Origin of the sequence: Streptomyces sp. NPDC058000, from assembly GCF_042886435.1 — a bacterium.
Lineage (GTDB): Bacteria > Actinomycetota > Actinomycetes > Streptomycetales > Streptomycetaceae > Streptomyces.
Genome location: NZ_JBHVQS010000047.1, coordinates 30,473 through 48,602 on the forward strand (window position 1 = coordinate 30,473; position 18,130 = coordinate 48,602).

Sequence of the window (18,130 nt, forward strand, 5' to 3'; positions counted from 1 at the left end):
GCGACACCGAGGCAGTGCGCCCGGCTGTCCCCGTCCGTTTGGGAAGGTCCCCTCCTTGTCTGCTGTGTTCGCCACGCCTGCCGCTGTGCGCCTGCCGCGCACCGTGGCCGTGCGGCGTGCGCTGCTGGCGGGGCTCTTCCTGATCGGCTTCGTCCTCCTCGGCGTCGCCTACGGAACCGGCGCACACGCCGCCGACCGGACGCCCGCCGACGGCCACCCGGCCGCGGCCGCCCTGACCGGGGCCCAGGCCCCGGACCACGCCAGCACCCCGCAGCACACCGGCCGACTGCCGGAGTCCGGGGACGCGTTGGCGCGGCAGGGCGCGGCGCACGGCACCTCACTCGCCCGCCGTACGGACACCGCAGCGGCCGAGGTCGAGGGCGCGGTGCGCCCCGCCGAGCAGGCCGCCGCACCGGTCACCGGCCGGCTCACCGGCCCGATGGACGGCGTGACCGGTGTGGTCAAGGGGATCGGCGGGATCGGGGACACGGTCAGCGGTGCGCTGCCCGTCCACCTCCCCGTCGGCACCCACCCGGGACGGCCCGGCGACGGTGGCACGCCCACGCACGGCGGGGTGCCCGGTGGCGCCGCGACCGGCCCGGGGGCCACGCCCACCGGCGACGGTCCGGGTGCGCCGCACCTGTTCCGTCCGGCGCACTGCGGTGACGCAGCGCACCACCCGGCCGCCGCACAGCCCCGCCCCGTTGCCCATCCGCAGCGGGACGCCGGCCACCACGGCCTGCCGGGCCAGGGCCCGCAGGGCCCGGCCGCACCGCCCGCACACACCGCGGGCGGCGGTCACGGTCCCCGTGGTGGGGACCAGTACGCCGCCGTTCCGGCGGACTCCGCGCGCTTCCGGCTGCTGCCCGGTGGCGTCCGTACGGCCGATGGCGCTCCGACGCGCCGCAGGGCCGAAGAAATCCTCGAATTCCCCGGCTAGGGCAGACCCGCTCCGCGTCTGAAAGACCTGCCGCGCGGGGGTGGCACAGGTCTGCCCGTTGAACCTCACGAATTCGAAGGACATCACCACCATGCGCTCGAACATCCGCCGTTCCATCGCCGTCGCCGCCACCGCCACCGGCCTGTGGGCCCTGGGCTCCGTCGCCGCCAACGCCGCCGAGCTGCCGGCCACCCCGCACCTGCCGGCCGTCGGCACGGTCACCGGTGCCGCCCAGCACCTGCCCACCGGCGCAGTCACCGGCACCGTCCAGAAGGCCGCCGGTACCGCCACCAAGACCGTGAGCGGAGTGGCGGGCAAGGCGACCGGGGCGCTCGGCGGCGGGGTGTCGGCCGGTCAGCTGCCCACCGGTCAGCTGCCGCAGGCCGGCGGCGTCGTGGACGGTGTGCGTCGGCTCGTCGGCGGTGCCGGGCTGTCCGGCGTGAACACCGGTGACGTCCAGAAGGCCGTTGACACCAAGCAGGCCACCAAGGCCGTCAAGCAGGTCGGCAAGGTCGCCAAGACCGCGGACCTGGGCAAGGCCGGCGCGCTGGTGAACGGCAAGCTGCCGGCCCTGCCGAAGCTGCCCGCCGTCCCGGGCGTGCCCGCCGCCAAGCTGCCCGGCGGTCTGCCCAAGGGCCTCCCGGGCGTCCCGGCGCTGCCCAAGACCCCCGGTCTGCCCAAGGCCCCGGGCTCGGCCGACAACCTGCTGGCCGGTCTCGCCGGTGCGGGTCTGCGTCCCGAGCAGCTGACCAAGCAGGCCCAGGGCGCCCTGGCCACCGCGCGTCCGGTCGTCGACCGCACCTCCGCCGACGTGCTGCCGCCGGTCGCCGGTCGGGCGGTCGCCAAGGTCCTGCCGGTCGCCCAGGGCGCGGTCGGCCACGTCGGTGCGCTCGCCGGTGACGCCGCGGGCCAGGCCACCCCGTTCGTGACCGTCGTCAGCGGCCGCGTCCAGCTCTTCGCGCAGAACGCCCAGGGTTCGGCGGTGCCGTTCGCGCAGGGTGTTGCCGGGCAGGCCACCGGGCTCGCGCAGGGTGTCGGCAGCGACGCCGCGCCGTTCGCGCAGGGCCTGGTCACCGTGGTGGTGACGGACGGCAAGGGCACCGCGACCACCACCGTCGCCGGCGCCAAGGCCCTGACCCCGGCCGTGCCCGCCAACCTGGCCGACCTGACCAACGCCGCCAACATCCCGGCGGTGCCCGCCCTCCCTGTGCAGGGCCTCTGAACCGTCCGGTAGACCGCACGGGGTGCACCGGTGACCGGCCGCGGCGGCGGTCGGAACCCGAGCACCCGGGATGCCGGATGAGGCGGACGGGGTGATGTGGGGATCACCTCACCCCGCCCAGTGAAAGACGCCGGGTGGCCCTCTGTGGGGGAGGGTCACCCGGCCTTTTCCGTAGGCGGGAAGGGCGGCTTCCCTTGGGTGGGGGCGGGCCTTTTCCCGTAGGTGGGAGGGGAACGGATTCCCTAGGGGATGCGCGGGCCCCCTGCGGGGCCACAACGGGTGGGGCGGGGGAGGTATTCCCGGTATCGGCCCCAGACCCGGTCCCGGTCCCGGTCTAGGTTCCGGCTTCGGCCTCGGTTCCAGCCCTGGTTCCAGCCCCGGCCCCGGCCTCGGTTCCAGCCTCGATTCTGGCCCCGGTCCCGGAGGGGGATGCTGCGGCGAAGTCCCGGGCGAGATCGATCAATTCGGTCACCAACGTGTGGTGTTGGTGGCCGTTTCTGCGTTGGTGGTCGATTCGATCTCGGGCACGGATTCGGCCCCGGTCAGCAGGCCCCGGCCCCGGCCCCGTCCCCGGCCCCGCGCTTCGAGCAAGGGCCAGGGCTACGGGCCAGAGGTCAGGGGCTAATGGTGGGTCCGGGCCTAACGGCGGCCCAGGGTCTAGGTGTTGGGTGTGGGGTGGGTGTTGGGGACGTGGAGGCGGTCCCAGGTGATGCGGCCGGGGATGCCGTCGGCGTCCTTGCCGTGGAAGCCGAGTTTGCGTTGCCAGGAGGCGTAGGACTTGCGGTGGGCGTCGTTCCAGTCCGGGCCGGAGCCGCGGCGGTAGTGGTCGCAGCCCTCGGCGATCAGGCGTTCGCCCATCGCCGCGATCACCGGGCTGCGGGCGCCGGACCGGAAGAACTCGCTGCCGGGGAAGGGCTCGTAGGGTGGGTGTTGCGGCATGGGTGGGGTGGCCGGGGGGACCCCGGCGCCGTCGGTACCGGCAGCGGTACCGCCACCGCCACCGGGCACGCCACCAGCACCGCCACCGACCCCGGCGCCGCTGCCGCCGCCCCCGTTCGCCGGGTCCGGGGCGGTTCCGCCAGGCTGCTGCTGGGTGGCCGGATCCTGGGGGACCGGGCCCTCGGGGGGACGGGACAGTCGGTCCTTGATCCGGTCCCGTAGCAGGTCCATCGTGAAGCCGCGCGGGTCGATCTTCCCCGGCTGCCACTCCTTGTGCCCGATCACCGACCGCTCGCCCCAGCCGTGCGCCCGGCAGATCGCCGCCGCGGCCTTCTCCACCGCCAGCAACTGCGGCTCCGGCCACGGGTCCTGGCCGTCGCCGAGGTTGATGCACTCGAAGCCGTAGAAGTGGCGGTTGCCGTCGGTGTCGGCGAGGCGGTCCTTGGGGAGTTCCTCCTCGTCGATCACCGCCTGGAGGACGTTGCGGTCGCCGAGGCCGGCGTGGTTGGCGCGGCCGTTGCCGACCAGGTGCACCTCGCCGGCCTTGTCGATGACGCCGTGGCAGAGCGGCCCCGGCAGGTCCGGGCGCCCGTCGTAGCAGAGGTCCACCGAGGTGTCGGTGCCCTCGGTGGCGGTGTGGTGGACGACCACCCCGTTCATCGGCCCCCAGGCGCCCTTGGTGTTCCGGTTGTGCCGGCGCCAGTCGCGGACCTCGTGGATGACCAGCCCCTCCGTGCGCAGCGCGGCCAGCAGCTGGCTTCCGGTCAGCGGGGTGGCCATCAGCCTGCCTCTCCGGTCTCGTCCACCTGCGCTTCGGCCTCCGCGGTGGTCTGCGACCGGGGCCGTGCCGGGCCGGTTCCGCCCGCCGCGCCGGCCGAGAGCGTCCCCGGTTCGCCGCCGTCCGCCGCCTCCGCCGCGGCCTCGGCGGCCAGCGCCGCGTCGTCCGCCGCGGGGATGCCGGTCGCCAGCCGCGGGAACGCCAACCGCAGGTCGGGCACGGCCTGTTCGCCGTGCACCCAGGCCAGCGGCGCGTAGTGCACGGCGATCCCGGACGGGTGCTGGAGCAGCGGGCGGCGCGCCGGGTCCGTGGGCCACTCGACGCCGCCGGTGGCGGTACGGGCCGGGATCAGCCAGAAGTCGCCGGTGCGGTAGGTGCGGCCGGCCTCGAAGTACACCTCGACGCCGTCCTCCAGCGGCAGCCAGTCGCCCTCCTCCACCGGGATCGCGCCGTGCCGGAGCCGGCCGGGGCGGTCGCCGCGGCGCACCGTCTTCCTCCCCGCCTCCTGGTGGTCCCAGCGGCGCAGGAACGGATGCAGCTCGGGCCGCCGGCCCACGTGCGGGGCCGGTTCGTCCGAGAGGCGCACCCGGCGGCCGGGCAGGTCGACCTCCTCCACCCGCAGCAGTGGGGCGGCCTCGCCCCGGCTGGTGTAGCCGGTGTCCACGAACTCGACCAGGTCGCCGACCTGGAGCGACAGCTTTTCGTCGCCGCCCAGGGAGGCCAACTCGACCCAGGTGCCGTCGAGTTCGTCGACCGGGAAGGTGACCGAGCCGTTCTCCCGGGACCACTTGAAGGTGGCGTCCTTGGCGGTGCCGCCGTCGTGCACCTCGACGCGGTAGAGCTGGTTCTCGGGGCCGCGGTAGCGGGCCTCGGGGGCGACCAGGCAGGGGTCGTCGTCGGCGTGGTCGGGGCGTTCGCTGCGCGCCGCCAGCCGGCAGTCGGGGGTGGCGGTCTTCTGCGCCCAGTGGTCGAAGGCGGTGCGGATGTCGTCGGCCGGCGGGTTGTCGCCGTCCAGGCCCAGCGCGGACGCCGGGAGCGGCAGCACCTGCCACACCACCTTGGTGCGGGCCGCGGTGTCCGGCAGCGCGGTCCCCAGCGCCACCTCGCGCAGCGCCGGGTCCTCGGCGGCGGTGACCAGTCGTTCCCACACCTTCAGATAGACCAGGTAGGGGAACCGGGAGGGCAGTCGGTCGCCGGGGCGTTCCGGGTCGCGGAAGCCGTCCGGCTGGTCCCAGTACGTCCAGGTGTCGGGGGCGGCGGGCTCGGCCGGGGCGTCCGCGTTCCCCGTGGGGGCGCTCGTTTCTTCGTCGCCCTCCTTGTGGCCGGTGGCGGTCGGTACCGGTGTACCGGGCTTCGGGCGGGTGGCGTCGCAGAGGATCCCGTCGACGTAGTAGCGGCCGCCGCGGATGACGAGGTCGTCCAACTCGCGCGGGCCGCCCCGGAGGTCGATCTTGAAGCCGGTGGCGCCGTGCGGTCCGCCGTGCGGTCCGATCAGGTCGGCGGCCAGGGTGCGGGCCTGGAACAGCTGGATCGCGGTCTGTTCGTTGGCGTCGGCGTCCAGCTGGACCCGGCCCTGCTGCGCCACCACCGCGGAGTAGTGGCGCTCCGGCCGGTAGGTGATGCGGGAGAGGTCAGCGTGCATGGAAGGGGTCCCCCTCGTACGGAAGCTTTGACGGTCGGTGGTGGGCGGTGGTGGTGCGCAAGTGGCCGCCGCGGGCCGGGAGTTCGGCGGGCGGGTGGGGTGGGTGGTGGGTCATGTTGCGAACACGATCCCCGTGTCGGATCCCGCCGGGGTGTACTCCGCGAGCCGGGCCCGTAGGCTGTCCGCCCGCTGCGGCAGGTAGAGGTCGTGGTACGCGCCCAGCTCCGCGCCGTCCTCCGCACCGCGGACGATCTCTTCGGCGCAGCCCGCCGCCAACTGCCCGTACCACGGCGTCCCGTAGCGCTCGCTGCGCAGCAGGGGCCGGACCCGGGCGGCTTCCCCGCCGGGGCCCGCCAGGTCCGGCTGGCAGCGGTACCGGCGCGGGGTCCGCGACCCGGGCGGGACGTAGCTGAACCGCACACAGCCCACCCCGCGCCGGGCCACCCGCAGCCGCCCGGTGAAGAGGCTGTTCTCGACGAGGCGCACCGCGTGGGTGTGCACCTCGCCGAGGACCGTGCTCCGGTGCACGGACAGCTCCGCGTGCGCGTGGCGGCAGTCCGGCGCCGACAGTGCCGCGCGGTCGGGGCCGGTGGCGTCCAGGATGCTGTCGCGCAGGTGGATCGGGAGCGGATCGGTGCCGACCTCGTCGCCGATCACCTCGATGGTGCCGAGGATCGTCCGGTCGATCTCCACACAGGCCGTCGTGCGGTCCAGGACCAGGCTCGGTTCCTCGGGGGAGGCGGGGTGGCACTCCGGTTCCAACGACCAGCCCGGTACGAGGGTGCAGTGCCGCAGCACCAGCGACCCCAGCGGGCCGGTGACGTTGAGGCCGCGGCCGGCGACCAGCAGCCCGTCCAGCACCATCCGAGGCCGTTCACCGGGCGCGCATGCGGTCTGTGCGGCACGGATGTTGAGCGCGTCCGGCCGGTTGCTGTACCAGTCCAGCAGCCGGATGACCGGGCGGGTGCCCTCGGCGGCGCGCAGCTCCAGGCGGTCGCCCGGCTCCAGGTCGAAGTCCAGCTGCTCCTGGTAGGCGCCGCTGTGGGTGATCTCGATGAGGCCGTCGGGGCCGCACCGGCCGGCCCGCCGGTCGTGCTGCCAGGCCGTGTACGCGTCCATGATCCGCCGGAACGGCCCGTCGGGACCGACCCGGTAGACGGCGGCGTCCGGCGGGGTCGACCTCCCCCGGCCGTCGGCCGAGGGGACCCCCGTCTCGTCGCGCTCGCGGGGGTACTCCCCGCCCCCCAGGTCGTCCCCGAACCCGTAGTGGTAGTCCACCCAGACGCCCTGCCGCGGCGCCGACCGGGCCCCGAACGCGATCCGCCCCAGCTCCGGGTCGACGGCGACCTGCCCGCGCTTGGGCCGGTAGCGCCACTGGCCCAGGTCGGCGACGACGACGTCGGCGAGCGGTACCGGCCGGTCCGCGCCGTCCCGCCGGATCACGAAGCTCTTGCCCGGCCCGTAGTAGTCCGCGAGCCGGTCGTGCAGCTGCCGGCGGGTGATCAGCGCCGGGACGTTGTCGACCGTGGCGAGGTGGGTCGCCGACGGCTCCGGCTCCGGGCGGGTGATCAGCGGGGTGTCGTTGCCCAGGATCGAGAAGGTGTAGAGGCTGCGGGCCCGGTCGATGCAGTACGCCGGCGCCCGGGTCACCGCGTACGGCTTCAGCCGCCAGACGAACAGGCCGACCCCGGCGGGCGAGTAACCGCCCTGCGCGCGGCGGGAGTTGACGCGTCGGACGTCCACCGAGCGGGCGACCGTACCGAACGGCCCACCGGCCAGGTCCAGCGCCGCACCGTCCCGGACGTCCACCAGCCGGCCGCTTCCGCGCCGCCGCGCGTCGGCCGCCTCGGTGGCCGCCCCGTAGAGCCGCACCGGCTGCTGGTGCGCGACCAGCCGGGAGAACTCCACCGCCCGCGCCGGCCAGCCCGCCACCCCCTCGGACAGCTCCTCCAGCAGCGCCAGGGTGCCCTTGCGCCGCCGGTTGCCGACCGTGGCCGCCACATCGCGGCGCGGCGCCAGCGCCTCCGCCAGCCGCCGCCGCGAGGCGTCCGGCAGTCCGCCGTCCCGCAGTCCGGTGGCCAGCACCCGCTCGTAGCCGGGCAGCGGGCGGTAGCCCACCAGATCGCCCAGGTAGGGCAGCACCCACTCGGCGGCGCTCTCCACGAACCAGTCGTCGTACTGCTGGGCGACGCCGTCCCGGACCCGGTCGACCTGCTCGGCGATCACCGCCAGCAGTGCCCGCAGCGGCTCGCCCCGCGCGGGGTCTTCGGAGTCCCGCAGCCGGTGCCACTGCGGGAGCAGCTCCGCGAGCCCGTCCGGCTCCCTGTTGGTGGTCATCGGATCTCCTCGGTCAGGATCAGCGTGTCCGCGACCCGCGGTGAGAACAGCGCGAGCTGCGCCGGCCGGATACCGCGGAAGACACTGACCGCGCGGCCCTTGGACAGCGGGCGGGTGTCGGTGAGGTCGGGGTTCAGGCGCAGGAGTTCGGCCAACGAGATGCCGTACCGGGCGGCGACGGAGGTCAGGGTCTCCTCGCCGTCCGCGGGCACCTCGTGGATCCGCTCGTCGTACCGGGCGAGCCGCGCCGCCACCCGCGTCCGCGGCGGCTCCGCCAACGCGTCGGTGAGCGCGGCGAGTTCCTCCGTGGTGACGGACGCCGGTACGCCGGTGAAGGCGTCCACGTCCACGTAGTCCACCCCGGGCACCGCCTGGGCGGCGGCCAGCACCTCCGACAACTGGGCCGGCTGCCCCAGCTCCCGCCCGTCATAGCCGAGGCGCGCCATAAGGGCCGCCCGGACCCGCGGTGCCACCAGCGGCCACGCGTAATCCGGGGCCACCTTGACCTTCGCCGCGCACAGCAGCAGCACCGGCTCCCGGACGTCCACCCGCACCGGCAGCCGGCCGTCCCCGTACTCCGCCAGCGACGACCGCAGCGCCCGCAGCACCTCCGCGTCCGGCGCGATGGGGATGTCGTCCACCCCGGCCACCGTCACGTGCAGTACCTGCCGCCGCCCGTCGAACACCTCGCGGGCCGCGGCCCGGCCGATGCCCGCCCGGGAGCGCGCGAAGTCCTCGTAGTCCGCCAGGGACACCAGCCGGTCCAGGGCGGAGACCGCCAACGGAACGGTGCGCCGGGTCAGCGCCGGGCCGTCCGCGTCCGCGCCGCCGGTGGCCGGCTGCGGGTTGGTGACGCCCGTGACGCCCAGCGGGCGGGTGACGGCCTGGGTGATCCGGTCCGCCGCGACGTCGGCGGCCCGGCCGGTGCCGAAGCGGTAGCGGGCCCGCACGTTGTCGTGGCCGGTCGGCAGCCGGGCGCCGTGCACCCCGTCGCCGAAGGTCACCGTCGTCCGCCCGCCCCCCTTCTCGGCCCCGCTCGTACCGGAGGCACCCCCGGTGGCCGTCCCGGTGACGTACACCCGCTCGTCGGGGCCGCGGCCGGCCAGGCTGTCCACCGGGTGCCAGCGCAGCCCGTCCACCCGGATCTCCAACTGCGGGACGGCCCCCAGGGGATTGTCGGACGGCAGCCAGGTCAGCGGGGACTGCCAGAGCGCGAAGGTCTGGTTGGCGCGCGCCGCGTCACCGCTGCCGATCGCCTCGTCGCGGCTCTCGCCGTGCGACGCCGGGACGACGTTGCCCTGGACCCGCACCGAATCCCGCAGGTAGCGGTGGGACAGATTGCGGGTCAGGGTCAGCGTGGTGTGCACCCGGTCCCCGGGCAGCGTCGGATCCAGGCTCTGTTCCACGCCCGCGATCACCGCCAGCTCGGTGCCACGCACCCCGGTCACCCCGGGGATGTCGGTCCGCTCGCCGGAGACCACCAGATAGCGGCCCGGGTGCAACCCGTCGTACAGCGCGGCGAGTTCCAGCCGGTCGCCGTGGACGTCCTCGCCCACCGGGTCGTCCGCCTGCGTCAGGTCCTGGCCCGCGGCGTGGACGGTGGTGTCCCGGATGGCGTCCAGCGTGACGTCGTGCTCGTCCAGCCACGGGTCGGCGAGCGTGAGGACCGTGCCCCGCCCGGTGATCCCGTACTGGGTGTGCACCGCGGTGCGGACCGCGGTGACCCGGGTGGTGACGAACGCCAGCTTCTTGTCGCCGGGGATGCCGTCCGGGCCGTCCGCGCCCTTGCGGGGCCGCTCGATGGCGACCCAACTGCCGACCGTGATCCCGTCGTACACCGCGTCCAGCGCGAGCGCGTGCCGGTCGGACGGCTTCGGGACCGTCGCGATCCCGATCTCCACGCCCGGCGGCTCACCACCGGACGCCACCCGCACCCGCAGTTCGTACTCGCCCTGGGTGACCTGCCGGTGCTCGCCGGGTGCCAACTGCCAGGACTGCGGGCTCCCGTTGTCGACCGCGACATGCACCCGGCCGTCCTCCGCCGGCCGGGACACGAACACCGTCCGCTCCGGCAGCCCGGCCAGCAGCCGGGCGGTGACCCCCGGTTCCTGCGAGTCCACCGGGCGGCGGCCCAGCCAACTCAGGTCGTGGTCCGGGCCGGTGCGGGTGTGCAGCTCGACCCGGCCCGGGCCGAGCGCGAAGGAGGTGTCGGCGGGCAGGTTCTCCGCCCGCTGATCCGAACTGCCGGTCTCGGCGTGCTGCACCTCGGCCCGCACCGGGACCTTCCCCGCGGTGTCGAACACCACCCGTACGGTGGTCAGCGCGGCCCCGGTCACCGGCCAGTCCGCGGTCCTGATGACCCGGCCCCGGTCGTCCTGTACGGACTTGAGCGGCGCCGTCGCACCGAACGGGGTGGCGGTGACCCGCATGGCGAGGAGGGCGCGGAGCAGCGGTTGCGCGGGGGGTGCGGCCTGCCCGGTCGTCCCGGTCTGCCCGGCGTTTCGGGTGTTCCCGGTGTTCCCGGTGTTCCCGGTGCTCCCGGGCGTCTCCGCGCCGGTAGCCGGGGGCGGCGCGGCCGCCCGCCGCCACGCCGGGTAGAGGCCGTCGGCGACCCGTGGATCGAGCGCGGAGAGCAGTCGCGCGCCCAGGTCCGAGCCGGCACCGAACGCCCGCCGGGGATCACCGGCGGCCTCCCGGGCGGCGGACGGCGGGCGGACGACCCGGGTGCGCAACGCCGGCAGGACGGCGGCGAGGGCGGCGAGGGCGGCGGGGACCGGGGGAGGGGCCGCTTCCGGGGAGGGGGCGGGGGACCGGGTGGGGTCCGCGGTCGGGCCCGCGGTCGGGGCCGTGCTCCCCGACCCCGGAGCGGGCGGCTCCGGTGCCTCCCCGGCCAACTGGCCGGCGCGCCGCGCCAGTTCACCGACGACCGCTTGCAGCTCCTCGAACCACGCCACGACCTCCGGGTAGCCGGCCGCCACCGCCTGCGCCTCCGCCAGCCGCTCGTGCGGCCCGGCCAGTCGCGCGACGAACGCGTCCGGGGTGGCGATCCCGTCCAGGTCCTTCCGCAGCGGCGCCAGCACCTGCCCGTCGAAATCCGCGATGAACCGGCTCACCGGCCGGGGATTTGGAGCCTGCGGTGTGGCCGGCGGCGGATAGTCCGGGTCCGTGGACAGCGGAGGCTCGGTGATCCACGCCCGCAGCTCGGTGACCAACTCCGGGAGCGACGCCGGCGCCGCCTTCGGCAGCCCCAGCCCGGTCACGTCCTCCGTGCGGTCCGACCGCACCGACGCCACCGGCAGCAGCACCCGCTGCGCCCCGAAGTCGAACAGCAGCCGGTCGCCGACGGTCAGCCCCGTGGACGTCCCCGCGACCAGCAGCTCGGGGCGGTTCTTCAGATCGTCCGCGGTCAGCAGCGCGGGCCGGCGGTGCCGCACCTTCAGCTCGTTCCACGCCCAGCGCGCCGTCAGGTCCTCGTCGGTCTCGAAGGTCTGCGACTCCTCGTCCGATCCGGCCGGCACACTGTGGCTGCGCGCCCCGCGCGGGATCACCACCGGCAGGTCCCCGGCCCGCGGATCACGGTCCAGGACGTAGGCGAGATGGGTGTCGGCGGCGACCCCCGGCCGCGGCCGGTGCCCCACCAGCCGGCCCAGCAACGCCAGCGAACGGTGCTCGTTGGCGGTCCGCAGATACCCCTCGTCGGCGATCCGCTCGCTGTGGAACGTCAACAGGTCACCGAGCACGGCCCAGGAGTCCAGCAGCCCGATGGACGGGTCGTCGGGGGTGCGGACGGTCAGGCCGCGCAGCGCCGGATACGCCGGCGAGGCGAGCCGGTCCAGCATCGCGGCCAGGAACGCGCCGTGGTCGCCCACCCGGTAGGCGAGGGCGGTACGACCCGGCGGGTTGTAGAGCGCGGGATCGGCGCGGCGCTCGTCGTGCCCACCCCCGTCCCCGCCCGCGTCGCAGCCGCAGCCGCACCCGTCGCCACTCCCGGTTCCCCGCCAGCGGGAGGTGCCCCCACCCGCCGTCTCGTGCTCCGTCATCGCCCACCCCCGAGCTCGATGACCAGCCGGCCGTTCTCGGGCCGGTCCGGATCGTTGTCGCAGCGGGCGATCTCCAACGGCCCCAGCCGCAGCACCCCCGCCTCCCGTTCCCCTTGGTCCTCATGGAACATCCGGCGCAGCCGGCTCACCACCACGCTCCGGACGCCCGGCACCGCCGCGGCCACCGCCACCAACCGGCTCAACCGCACCGGCTCCCCGAACGTCAGCGCGTCCGGATGGAAGAAGCCCAGCCGACCGCCGGACAGCGCCCGGCCGCCCAGCACCCGATACAACTCGGCCAGGATCTGCCCGTGTTGGTGTCCCGGCTCGGCGCACACCTCCAGCGCCACGTCCAGCGGCACCCAGCGCGCCGGCTGCACCACCAGGTCGTGCCCGATCCGGCGGTAGCTCTCCAGCGCGTAACCGACGGCGTCCAGCAGGGCCGCGGGAGGGTCCTCGGTCCCGTACGCGTCGAGGGCGACGTGCGCCTCATGGACGCTGCCGGTCCACCGGATCTCCGCCGCCGCGCGTTGCACGCCCGGCAGACCGGCGGCCAGCGCCGCGTAGTCCTCCGCGGTGACCGCCCGCAGGCGGGTCCGCTTCAGGTCCAGCGGCGCCAACTGCCGTACCTGCTCAACCGGTTCGGGCTCCGTGCCGCCCACCGCGGGCAGCGGATTGCGGACCCCGGCCACCGGTAGCGGATCCGCGGCCTCCGACTCCTCCGGGTCGCGCCGCAGGACCAGATGGCCGATCGACTCGGCACCGACGTTCCCGGCCGTACCGCCGCCGATCCGGTAGTGGACGGCGAGCCGGCTGCCGGGCGTCGGCCGGGCCCCGTAGCGCCCGTCGCCGAACCGCAGCGCCAGCCGCCCGTCGTCCTCCAGCTCGCCCACGACGTGCCGGTCGCGGGGGCCGCTGCGGAGCAGGTCGCGACGGGGGAGCCAGGCGGTGCCGGCCGCTGCGCCGCCTATGGCGTCCGCGGCCCTGCCGGCCTCGTCTGACCTGTCTGCCCTTTCCGACCCGTCAGTCCCGTCAGTTCCGTTGGCGTCCGTGACCTCCTGGAGGCGGATCGCCGGGAGGGCCTCCCGCGGGTCCTGAAGGACGGCGGCCGCCGGGCCGTGCAGCACCGGCTCGTCCGGGTGCAGCCCCGCCGCGTAGGCCGGCCCCCAGGTCTGCGCGACCTCCCACGCGGTACGCCCGTCCAGCACCGTTCCTGCCCGCGCTCGCGCCGCCAGCACCGCCAGCCTGCGCAGCTTGCCGTCCAGCAACTGCGGGCTGCGGTGCAGCAACTCCCGCAGCGCCCGCACCGGATGCCGGGCCAGCTCCAGACGCTCCACCACCTTGAGCCCGAACAGCACGGTCAGCTCGGCGATCTCCGCCTCGTCCAGCCCGTCCCGGTCCCGGGCGCCGCGCCACAGCTCCACCAGCCGCTCCCGCACCCGCTCCGGGATCGCCGCCAGCCGCTCCGCCTGCCCGGCCGCGATGTACCGCGGCTGCGGGAACGGCACCGCCTGCACGACCGGCGAACGGCCCAACACCGGCCGGAACCGCGGCACGATCCCCGGGTACACCGACTGCGCCAGGAGCGTCCGCAACGCCGCGGCCTGCGCGTACGCGGTCCCCGGTACCACCCGCTCGGCGCGCAGCCCCGCCGACTCCAGCCCGATGCCGGCCCGTTCGGCGGCCTCTTCCCCCACCGCGGTGAACAGCCGCCGGACGTCGTCGGGCGACAGCTCCCGACCGCCCTCCGCCCGGTCGATGAGGTCGTTCACCAACTGCGCCACTGTGTTGCCGACGTGTCCGCCGTGCCCACCGTCCCAACAGCCGAACGCCGGCGGGCCGCAGGACTCCAGGACGGCGGGCACGGGCGGAACGAGCACGGTCTCGACGAGGTGCCCGTCGCCCTCGTCCCCGTCCCCGTATGCGTCCCCGTCCCCGTATCCGTCCAGCGTCCGCCCGTGGTCCACCAGCACCACGTTGCCGCGCGCCACGCTCACGTCCTCGACGGGCGCACAGTCCCGGCCGCCGCGGGTGGCCAGCCGCAACGGGAACGCCAGCGCGTCCTCCGCGGCCCAGGTGACCTCCAGGACCGGCTGCCCGACGAGCTGATCGACGCCCGGGGTGACGGACGTCAGCCGCACCACCTGCCGGTGCGTCGGATCCTGATCGCCCGGCGTCCCGGTCCGCACCCCCTTCACCTCCTCGAAGAGGAGCAGGTCACCGGGGGCCAACGCCAACTCCCGCCGCCCGTCGTCCTCATCGGCCCAACCGTCGGCGAGGGTGGCGGCGGTCGCCCCCTTCGGCAGTCCGCAGACCTCCCCGCCCCACGTCCACAACCGGATGGTGTGGTGCTGGGGGAGCAGCCGCAGCGGCACGTCCCGCACCACCGGCTCGAACACCTCCAGCGCCCCTCGCTCGGCCAGCACGGCCAGCTCCCCGTCGTCGATCACCGACCCGATCTCCGGCCGGTCCCGCGGCCCGTGGGGGTCCGGGGGAGTGCGGTGGTCGACGGCTGCGAACCGGAAGGTCCCCGGCAGCAGCGTCAGCGGCGCCACCACCTCCACCGTCACGAACGCCCGCGCCGTGCACCCGTCGTGCATCGGGTAGTCGATCAGCCGCACGTGCCGCCGCACCGACACCCGGCGACGCGCGGTGTCCAGATACGCCTCGGTCGCCACCGCGTCCTGCTGGTAGCTGATCTGGTCGGCGGTGTGGGCGAGGAGCTCGACCAGCGTCGTGCCGAGGTCGGCGGGGTTCCGCTCCACCCACTCCGGGGTCGTCAGCCGCAGCCGGTCCAGGACGACCTGCCGGAGGGTGTCGTAGTCCCGGGCGGTGTAGTCGATGACGGGCGCGGACCGGAACGCCGCCGGCAGCCGCCCGGCCCCACCGCGGTGGTCGTCCCCGTCGCCGCCACCGTTCCCGTCCTGGCAGTCGAACGGGGTCGGACAATTCGGCCGGAACGAGAACTCCGCCGAGAAATACCGCTGGTCGAACCCCGGGAACGGCTCGGTGCCCGGCCGCCCGTACGGATCGGTCTCCACCACCGACAGCCGGTAGGACGAGAAGTCACCGGCCCGGTCCAGCACCACCACCAGCCGGTCGTCGAGCTCGGGATCCTCCTCCCGCTCGACCGTGATCTCCAGCGCCTCGATACCGGTGATCCGCCGCCCGCCGTCGATCCGGACGTTCTCCGGACGCAGCCCGTGCGGCGCCTTCCCCAGGAAGGCGACGGTCAGCGTCCGCCCGTCCTCGGCGACCTCCACCGCGTCCACACCATTGCGCCGCGCCTCCCTGATCCGCTCCCGCCGGCTCACCCCGGCCGCTCGGGTACCGCTGCTCATCACTCCGCCCCCCGCCCCTCGAACACCTCATCGCGACGGCTGGCGGTGGCGCGGACCACGTACTGGAGAGACACCCGCACCACGTTCTCCTCGCTCACCACGTCCAGCGACTCCACCTCGATCAGCTCGCCCAGCCAGCGCTGGAGCGCCGCCTGCACGGACAGTTCGATGGCGGAGGCCAACTCCGGACTGTTCGGCGTGAAGACCAGATCCAACAGTCCGCACCCGAAATCCGGTCGCATCACCCGCTCGCCAGGACTGGTGAACAGCAACTGCTCGACCAGATCCCGCACATGCGCGTCATAACGGGCGTGGGCGGTCCGCCCCCGCCGGTCCACGCGATACGGAAAGGCGATATCGGTACGCCGTACCTGCCGTGTCGCCCTCATCGGCTCGTCACCCCCTGCTGCGGTCCGCTCACCTGGTTGACGGCGGCCACGACCGGCGGGCCCTGCGGCACCAGCCCGGCGCTGAAACACATCGCCGCCGTCGTGTCCAGGAGCACCGGCACACCGTCCACACACACGTTCCGACCACCGCCGTCCGGCATCCACCGCACGCTGGTACAGGGCTGCGGACGCCCCGCCACGACCTGCGCACACCCACTGACCACGAAGAGGTCCGCGGCGGTGGCCACCGCCGCACCGTCGATCCGTACCGCCGCACCCACTCCACCGCCGGCCGAGACCGGCACCACCCGTCCGCCGTGCGGACACCCCATGGCTAATCCGCCGTGAAGGAGATTCCCGCTCGCCATCTGCCCTGCCTCCCCCGATTCCGTCAGCGCTTCTTCTGCACGGTCAACCGGCCGTCATTCACGTCGACTTGCTCCCCGCGTAGGGAAATCGACGCCCCGTGCCCGTTATTGAGATGGACGCCCGTGGCGTCGATCCGCACATACGCCCCACCCGGCGCCTCCAGCAAAATCCCCTCGGTGGGCACGTCGGACATCACGATCTTGTGCTTCCCGGGCGTCTGGATCACCACCGGCCGGGAAATCGCCGGATCCCGCTGCGCATCCTCCGGCAATTCCTCCCGCCGGCCGTACCAACACCCCACCCACACCGGGAAACTGGGATCCCCCTGCTCGAACTCCACCCAGACACCGGCCCCGACCGACGGCACCACCACCTGCCCGGCCTTCTCCCCCGTGAACGGGAAACACGGCAGGGCCCAGGTCGACACCTCGTCCCCCAACACGTCCGGAACCTGGACCTTCAACCGCCCGACTCCCATCGGGTCGTCGTTCGCCGCCACCCGGCCCCGGAATTTGCCGAGGAAGCGGTTGTTCGGTGCAGCAGCCATGCGGGGCTTCTCTCCTTACGTGCTGTGACGCGTCGCTACGCGCGAAGGATGCGGTGCGCTAAGGCCGAACAGTGCCGCTACGGGCGATCAGCCCCTCCCGCGACAGCGTGAAATTCTGCAAGTACGAGCCGATCCGCAGATTGTGCGTCACGGTCTTCACGTAGTAATCGCCGTCATACGTGACCCCGGCGCCCCGCACCCCCACCAACTCCCGCGGCCGGAGCACATATCCATGCCGCGTCACGTCCAACGACCCCGACCCCGAAATGGCGTCCGCACTGGTGGCGGCCCGGCCGAGCGCCTCCGCCTTCGCCAGCCCCTCATCCATCTTCGCCGTCCCGCTCAGCGTCTTCCGCTTGAGCGCCGGCGACCCCCGCAGCCCCAACGGCGGCCGCAGCGGACTGATATCGGGCTGCGCCAGCAACGGCGCCTGCCGCGTCACCGGGTCCTGCACCCGCGCCTGCGGCTCTTCTCTCGCCGTCCCGTCATAGGCGAACGTCAACTGATCGACGGTCGAGTTCGCATCCATATTCACATTCAGGGCGTGCTGGCGCTGTCCCAGCCGCTGTTCCGGCCCCCAGAAAGCCATCGATCGCCCAGGCACCGGCCCCGGCTCCAGGTAGAACGTGTACCCGTTCGCCCGCGCCAGGTCGTTCATGTACTGAAGATCGGTCCCCGTCTGGTAATCGACCCGTACCTGCTCCCGCGGCGGCTGCGGAATCTGCTCCCGAATGATCCGCGCGTCGATCCCGTAATCGGCGTACTTCCCCAGAATCCGCTCCACCCGCTGCGACGGCGCGAGGTTCGGATACCGATCCGTCCGCTCCTCCAAATCCATCAGCAGCGTCAGGTCCTCGCCCGTCACCGTCAGTGTGCTCTGCCCGGGATGATTGCTGCTCCCCACCTCCTGCCGCACGATCACGCCGTCCAGCAGCACCACCGGCGTCCCCTTGATCGCAACGGTGACGATGACCCGCGTCTTCGGATCAAAGAACCCCTCCGGCAGCAACCGCTCGACGATCGCCCCCTTCTTCGTCAGGTCGAACGCCAGCTGGAACCCGCTCCGCTCACCCGCCGTACTGGTGATCTGCGCCGACAACAGCGCCTCCACCACCTCCTGCGGGACCAACCGCGCCAACTTCGGGCCCATATACAGCGAGACGTGAATAGGCCCCCGCCCGACCGGCTCATCACCGTCAGCCATGCCGCACCCCCGGCCCGCCGCCGACCCCGCCGGAAAACCCACCCGGCAACGGCACCGCTATCTCCACCCCGGGCTCCGCCGTCAACTCCCGTGGCTCCAACACCGGATTGGCATCCGCGATCCGCCACCACTGCCCCGGATCCCCGAAATACCGCTGCCCGAGCTGATCGGGCCGCTCGCCCGCACTCACCACATGCGGCACGGCCTCGTCGGCCGCCTCGTGCAGCGGCGGCAACAACCTCCGCTTCGCATACCGCACTTCCGTCCCGTCGGGCAGGGTGTGCACCCCGATGCCGATCCCCGCATACCGGCTGCTCCGCGGATACGGATGCGCCCCGGGCACGTCGTCCAACGCACTCTCGTACGGCTCGATGGCCATGCC

The 18,130-nt window shown here is 74.1% G+C and carries 12 protein-coding genes; 2 read left to right on the forward strand and 10 right to left on the reverse strand.

Going from position 1 to position 18,130, the window contains the following annotated elements:
- Window positions 1-55: 55 nt before the first annotated feature.
- Both ACFVT2_RS32210 and ACFVT2_RS32215 read left to right on the forward strand, forming a co-directional pair.
- Entirely contained in the window at window positions 56-940 is an 885-nt protein-coding gene (locus tag ACFVT2_RS32210; protein ID WP_390023635.1) for a hypothetical protein, read from the forward strand.
- Between the two features lie 91 nt (window positions 941-1,031).
- On the forward strand, window positions 1,032-2,162 hold the full coding sequence (locus ACFVT2_RS32215; protein ID WP_390023637.1) for a hypothetical protein: 1,131 nt from the start codon (window positions 1,032-1,034) through the stop codon (window positions 2,160-2,162).
- A gap of 657 nt (window positions 2,163-2,819) precedes the next feature.
- On the opposite strand, the gene ACFVT2_RS32220 is transcribed toward ACFVT2_RS32215, so the two are convergent.
- The 10 genes from ACFVT2_RS32220 to ACFVT2_RS32265 form a co-directional block, all read right to left on the reverse strand.
- Window positions 2,820-3,881 carry a peptidoglycan-binding protein gene (locus ACFVT2_RS32220; protein WP_390023639.1) on the reverse strand — a complete coding sequence of 354 codons (1,062 nt, stop codon included), beginning with the start codon at window positions 3,879-3,881 and terminating at the stop codon, window positions 2,820-2,822.
- Window positions 3,881-5,521, reverse strand: a complete 1,641-nt coding sequence (locus tag ACFVT2_RS32225) for a DUF6519 domain-containing protein (RefSeq protein WP_390023641.1) — start codon at window positions 5,519-5,521, stop codon at window positions 3,881-3,883. The genes ACFVT2_RS32220 and ACFVT2_RS32225 overlap by 1 nt, the downstream gene beginning before the upstream one ends.
- Before the next feature lie 111 nt (window positions 5,522-5,632).
- Complete coding sequence (locus ACFVT2_RS32230) at window positions 5,633-7,858, reverse strand: hypothetical protein (protein ID WP_390023643.1); 2,226 nt, start codon at window positions 7,856-7,858, stop codon at window positions 5,633-5,635.
- Window positions 7,855-11,898: a putative baseplate assembly protein gene (locus tag ACFVT2_RS32235; protein WP_390023645.1), complete on the reverse strand. Its 4,044-nt coding sequence runs from the start codon at window positions 11,896-11,898 to the stop codon at window positions 7,855-7,857. Before ACFVT2_RS32235 ends, ACFVT2_RS32230 begins: the two co-directional genes overlap by 4 nt.
- Complete coding sequence (locus tag ACFVT2_RS32240) at window positions 11,895-15,239, reverse strand: putative baseplate assembly protein (protein ID WP_390023647.1); 3,345 nt, start codon at window positions 15,237-15,239, stop codon at window positions 11,895-11,897. Before ACFVT2_RS32240 ends, ACFVT2_RS32235 begins: the two co-directional genes overlap by 4 nt.
- Window positions 15,239-15,628, reverse strand: coding sequence for a GPW/gp25 family protein (locus ACFVT2_RS32245; protein ID WP_390023648.1), 390 nt, complete (start codon window positions 15,626-15,628; stop codon window positions 15,239-15,241). The genes ACFVT2_RS32240 and ACFVT2_RS32245 overlap by 1 nt, the downstream gene beginning before the upstream one ends.
- Window positions 15,625-15,960, reverse strand: coding sequence for a hypothetical protein (locus ACFVT2_RS32250; RefSeq protein WP_390023650.1), 336 nt, complete (start codon window positions 15,958-15,960; stop codon window positions 15,625-15,627). The genes ACFVT2_RS32245 and ACFVT2_RS32250 overlap by 4 nt, the downstream gene beginning before the upstream one ends.
- A gap of 59 nt (window positions 15,961-16,019) precedes the next feature.
- Window positions 16,020-16,544: a phage baseplate assembly protein V gene (locus tag ACFVT2_RS32255; protein ID WP_390023651.1), complete on the reverse strand. Its 525-nt coding sequence runs from the start codon at window positions 16,542-16,544 to the stop codon at window positions 16,020-16,022.
- A gap of 58 nt (window positions 16,545-16,602) precedes the next feature.
- A complete protein-coding gene (locus ACFVT2_RS32260; protein WP_390023653.1) occupies window positions 16,603-17,748 on the reverse strand; it encodes a hypothetical protein in 1,146 nt (381 codons plus the stop codon).
- Window positions 17,741-18,127, reverse strand: coding sequence for a hypothetical protein (locus tag ACFVT2_RS32265; RefSeq protein WP_390023655.1), 387 nt, complete (start codon window positions 18,125-18,127; stop codon window positions 17,741-17,743). The genes ACFVT2_RS32260 and ACFVT2_RS32265 overlap by 8 nt, the downstream gene beginning before the upstream one ends.
- Window positions 18,128-18,130: the final 3 nt, after the last annotated feature.

Excerpts from the sequence above, each read along its gene's own strand:
- ACFVT2_RS32215 (WP_390023637.1), top strand. The coding sequence starts at position 1,032 with ATGCGCTCGAACATCCGCCGTTCCATCGCCGTCGCCGCCACCGCCACC.
- ACFVT2_RS32220 (WP_390023639.1), bottom strand. The coding sequence starts at position 3,881 with ATGGCCACCCCGCTGACCGGAAGCCAGCTGCTGGCCGCGCTGCGCACG.
- ACFVT2_RS32225 (WP_390023641.1), bottom strand. The coding sequence starts at position 5,521 with ATGCACGCTGACCTCTCCCGCATCACCTACCGGCCGGAGCGCCACTAC.
- ACFVT2_RS32230 (WP_390023643.1), bottom strand. The coding sequence starts at position 7,858 with ATGACCACCAACAGGGAGCCGGACGGGCTCGCGGAGCTGCTCCCGCAG.
- ACFVT2_RS32235 (WP_390023645.1), bottom strand. The coding sequence starts at position 11,898 with ATGACGGAGCACGAGACGGCGGGTGGGGGCACCTCCCGCTGGCGGGGA.
- ACFVT2_RS32240 (WP_390023647.1), bottom strand. The coding sequence starts at position 15,239 with ATGAGCAGCGGTACCCGAGCGGCCGGGGTGAGCCGGCGGGAGCGGATC.
- ACFVT2_RS32245 (WP_390023648.1), bottom strand. The coding sequence starts at position 15,628 with ATGAGGGCGACACGGCAGGTACGGCGTACCGATATCGCCTTTCCGTAT.
- ACFVT2_RS32250 (WP_390023650.1), bottom strand. The coding sequence starts at position 15,960 with ATGGGGTGTCCGCACGGCGGACGGGTGGTGCCGGTCTCGGCCGGCGGT.
- ACFVT2_RS32255 (WP_390023651.1), bottom strand. The coding sequence starts at position 16,544 with ATGGCTGCTGCACCGAACAACCGCTTCCTCGGCAAATTCCGGGGCCGG.
- ACFVT2_RS32260 (WP_390023653.1), bottom strand. The coding sequence starts at position 17,748 with ATGGCTGACGGTGATGAGCCGGTCGGGCGGGGGCCTATTCACGTCTCG.
- ACFVT2_RS32265 (WP_390023655.1), bottom strand. The coding sequence starts at position 18,127 with ATGGCCATCGAGCCGTACGAGAGTGCGTTGGACGACGTGCCCGGGGCG.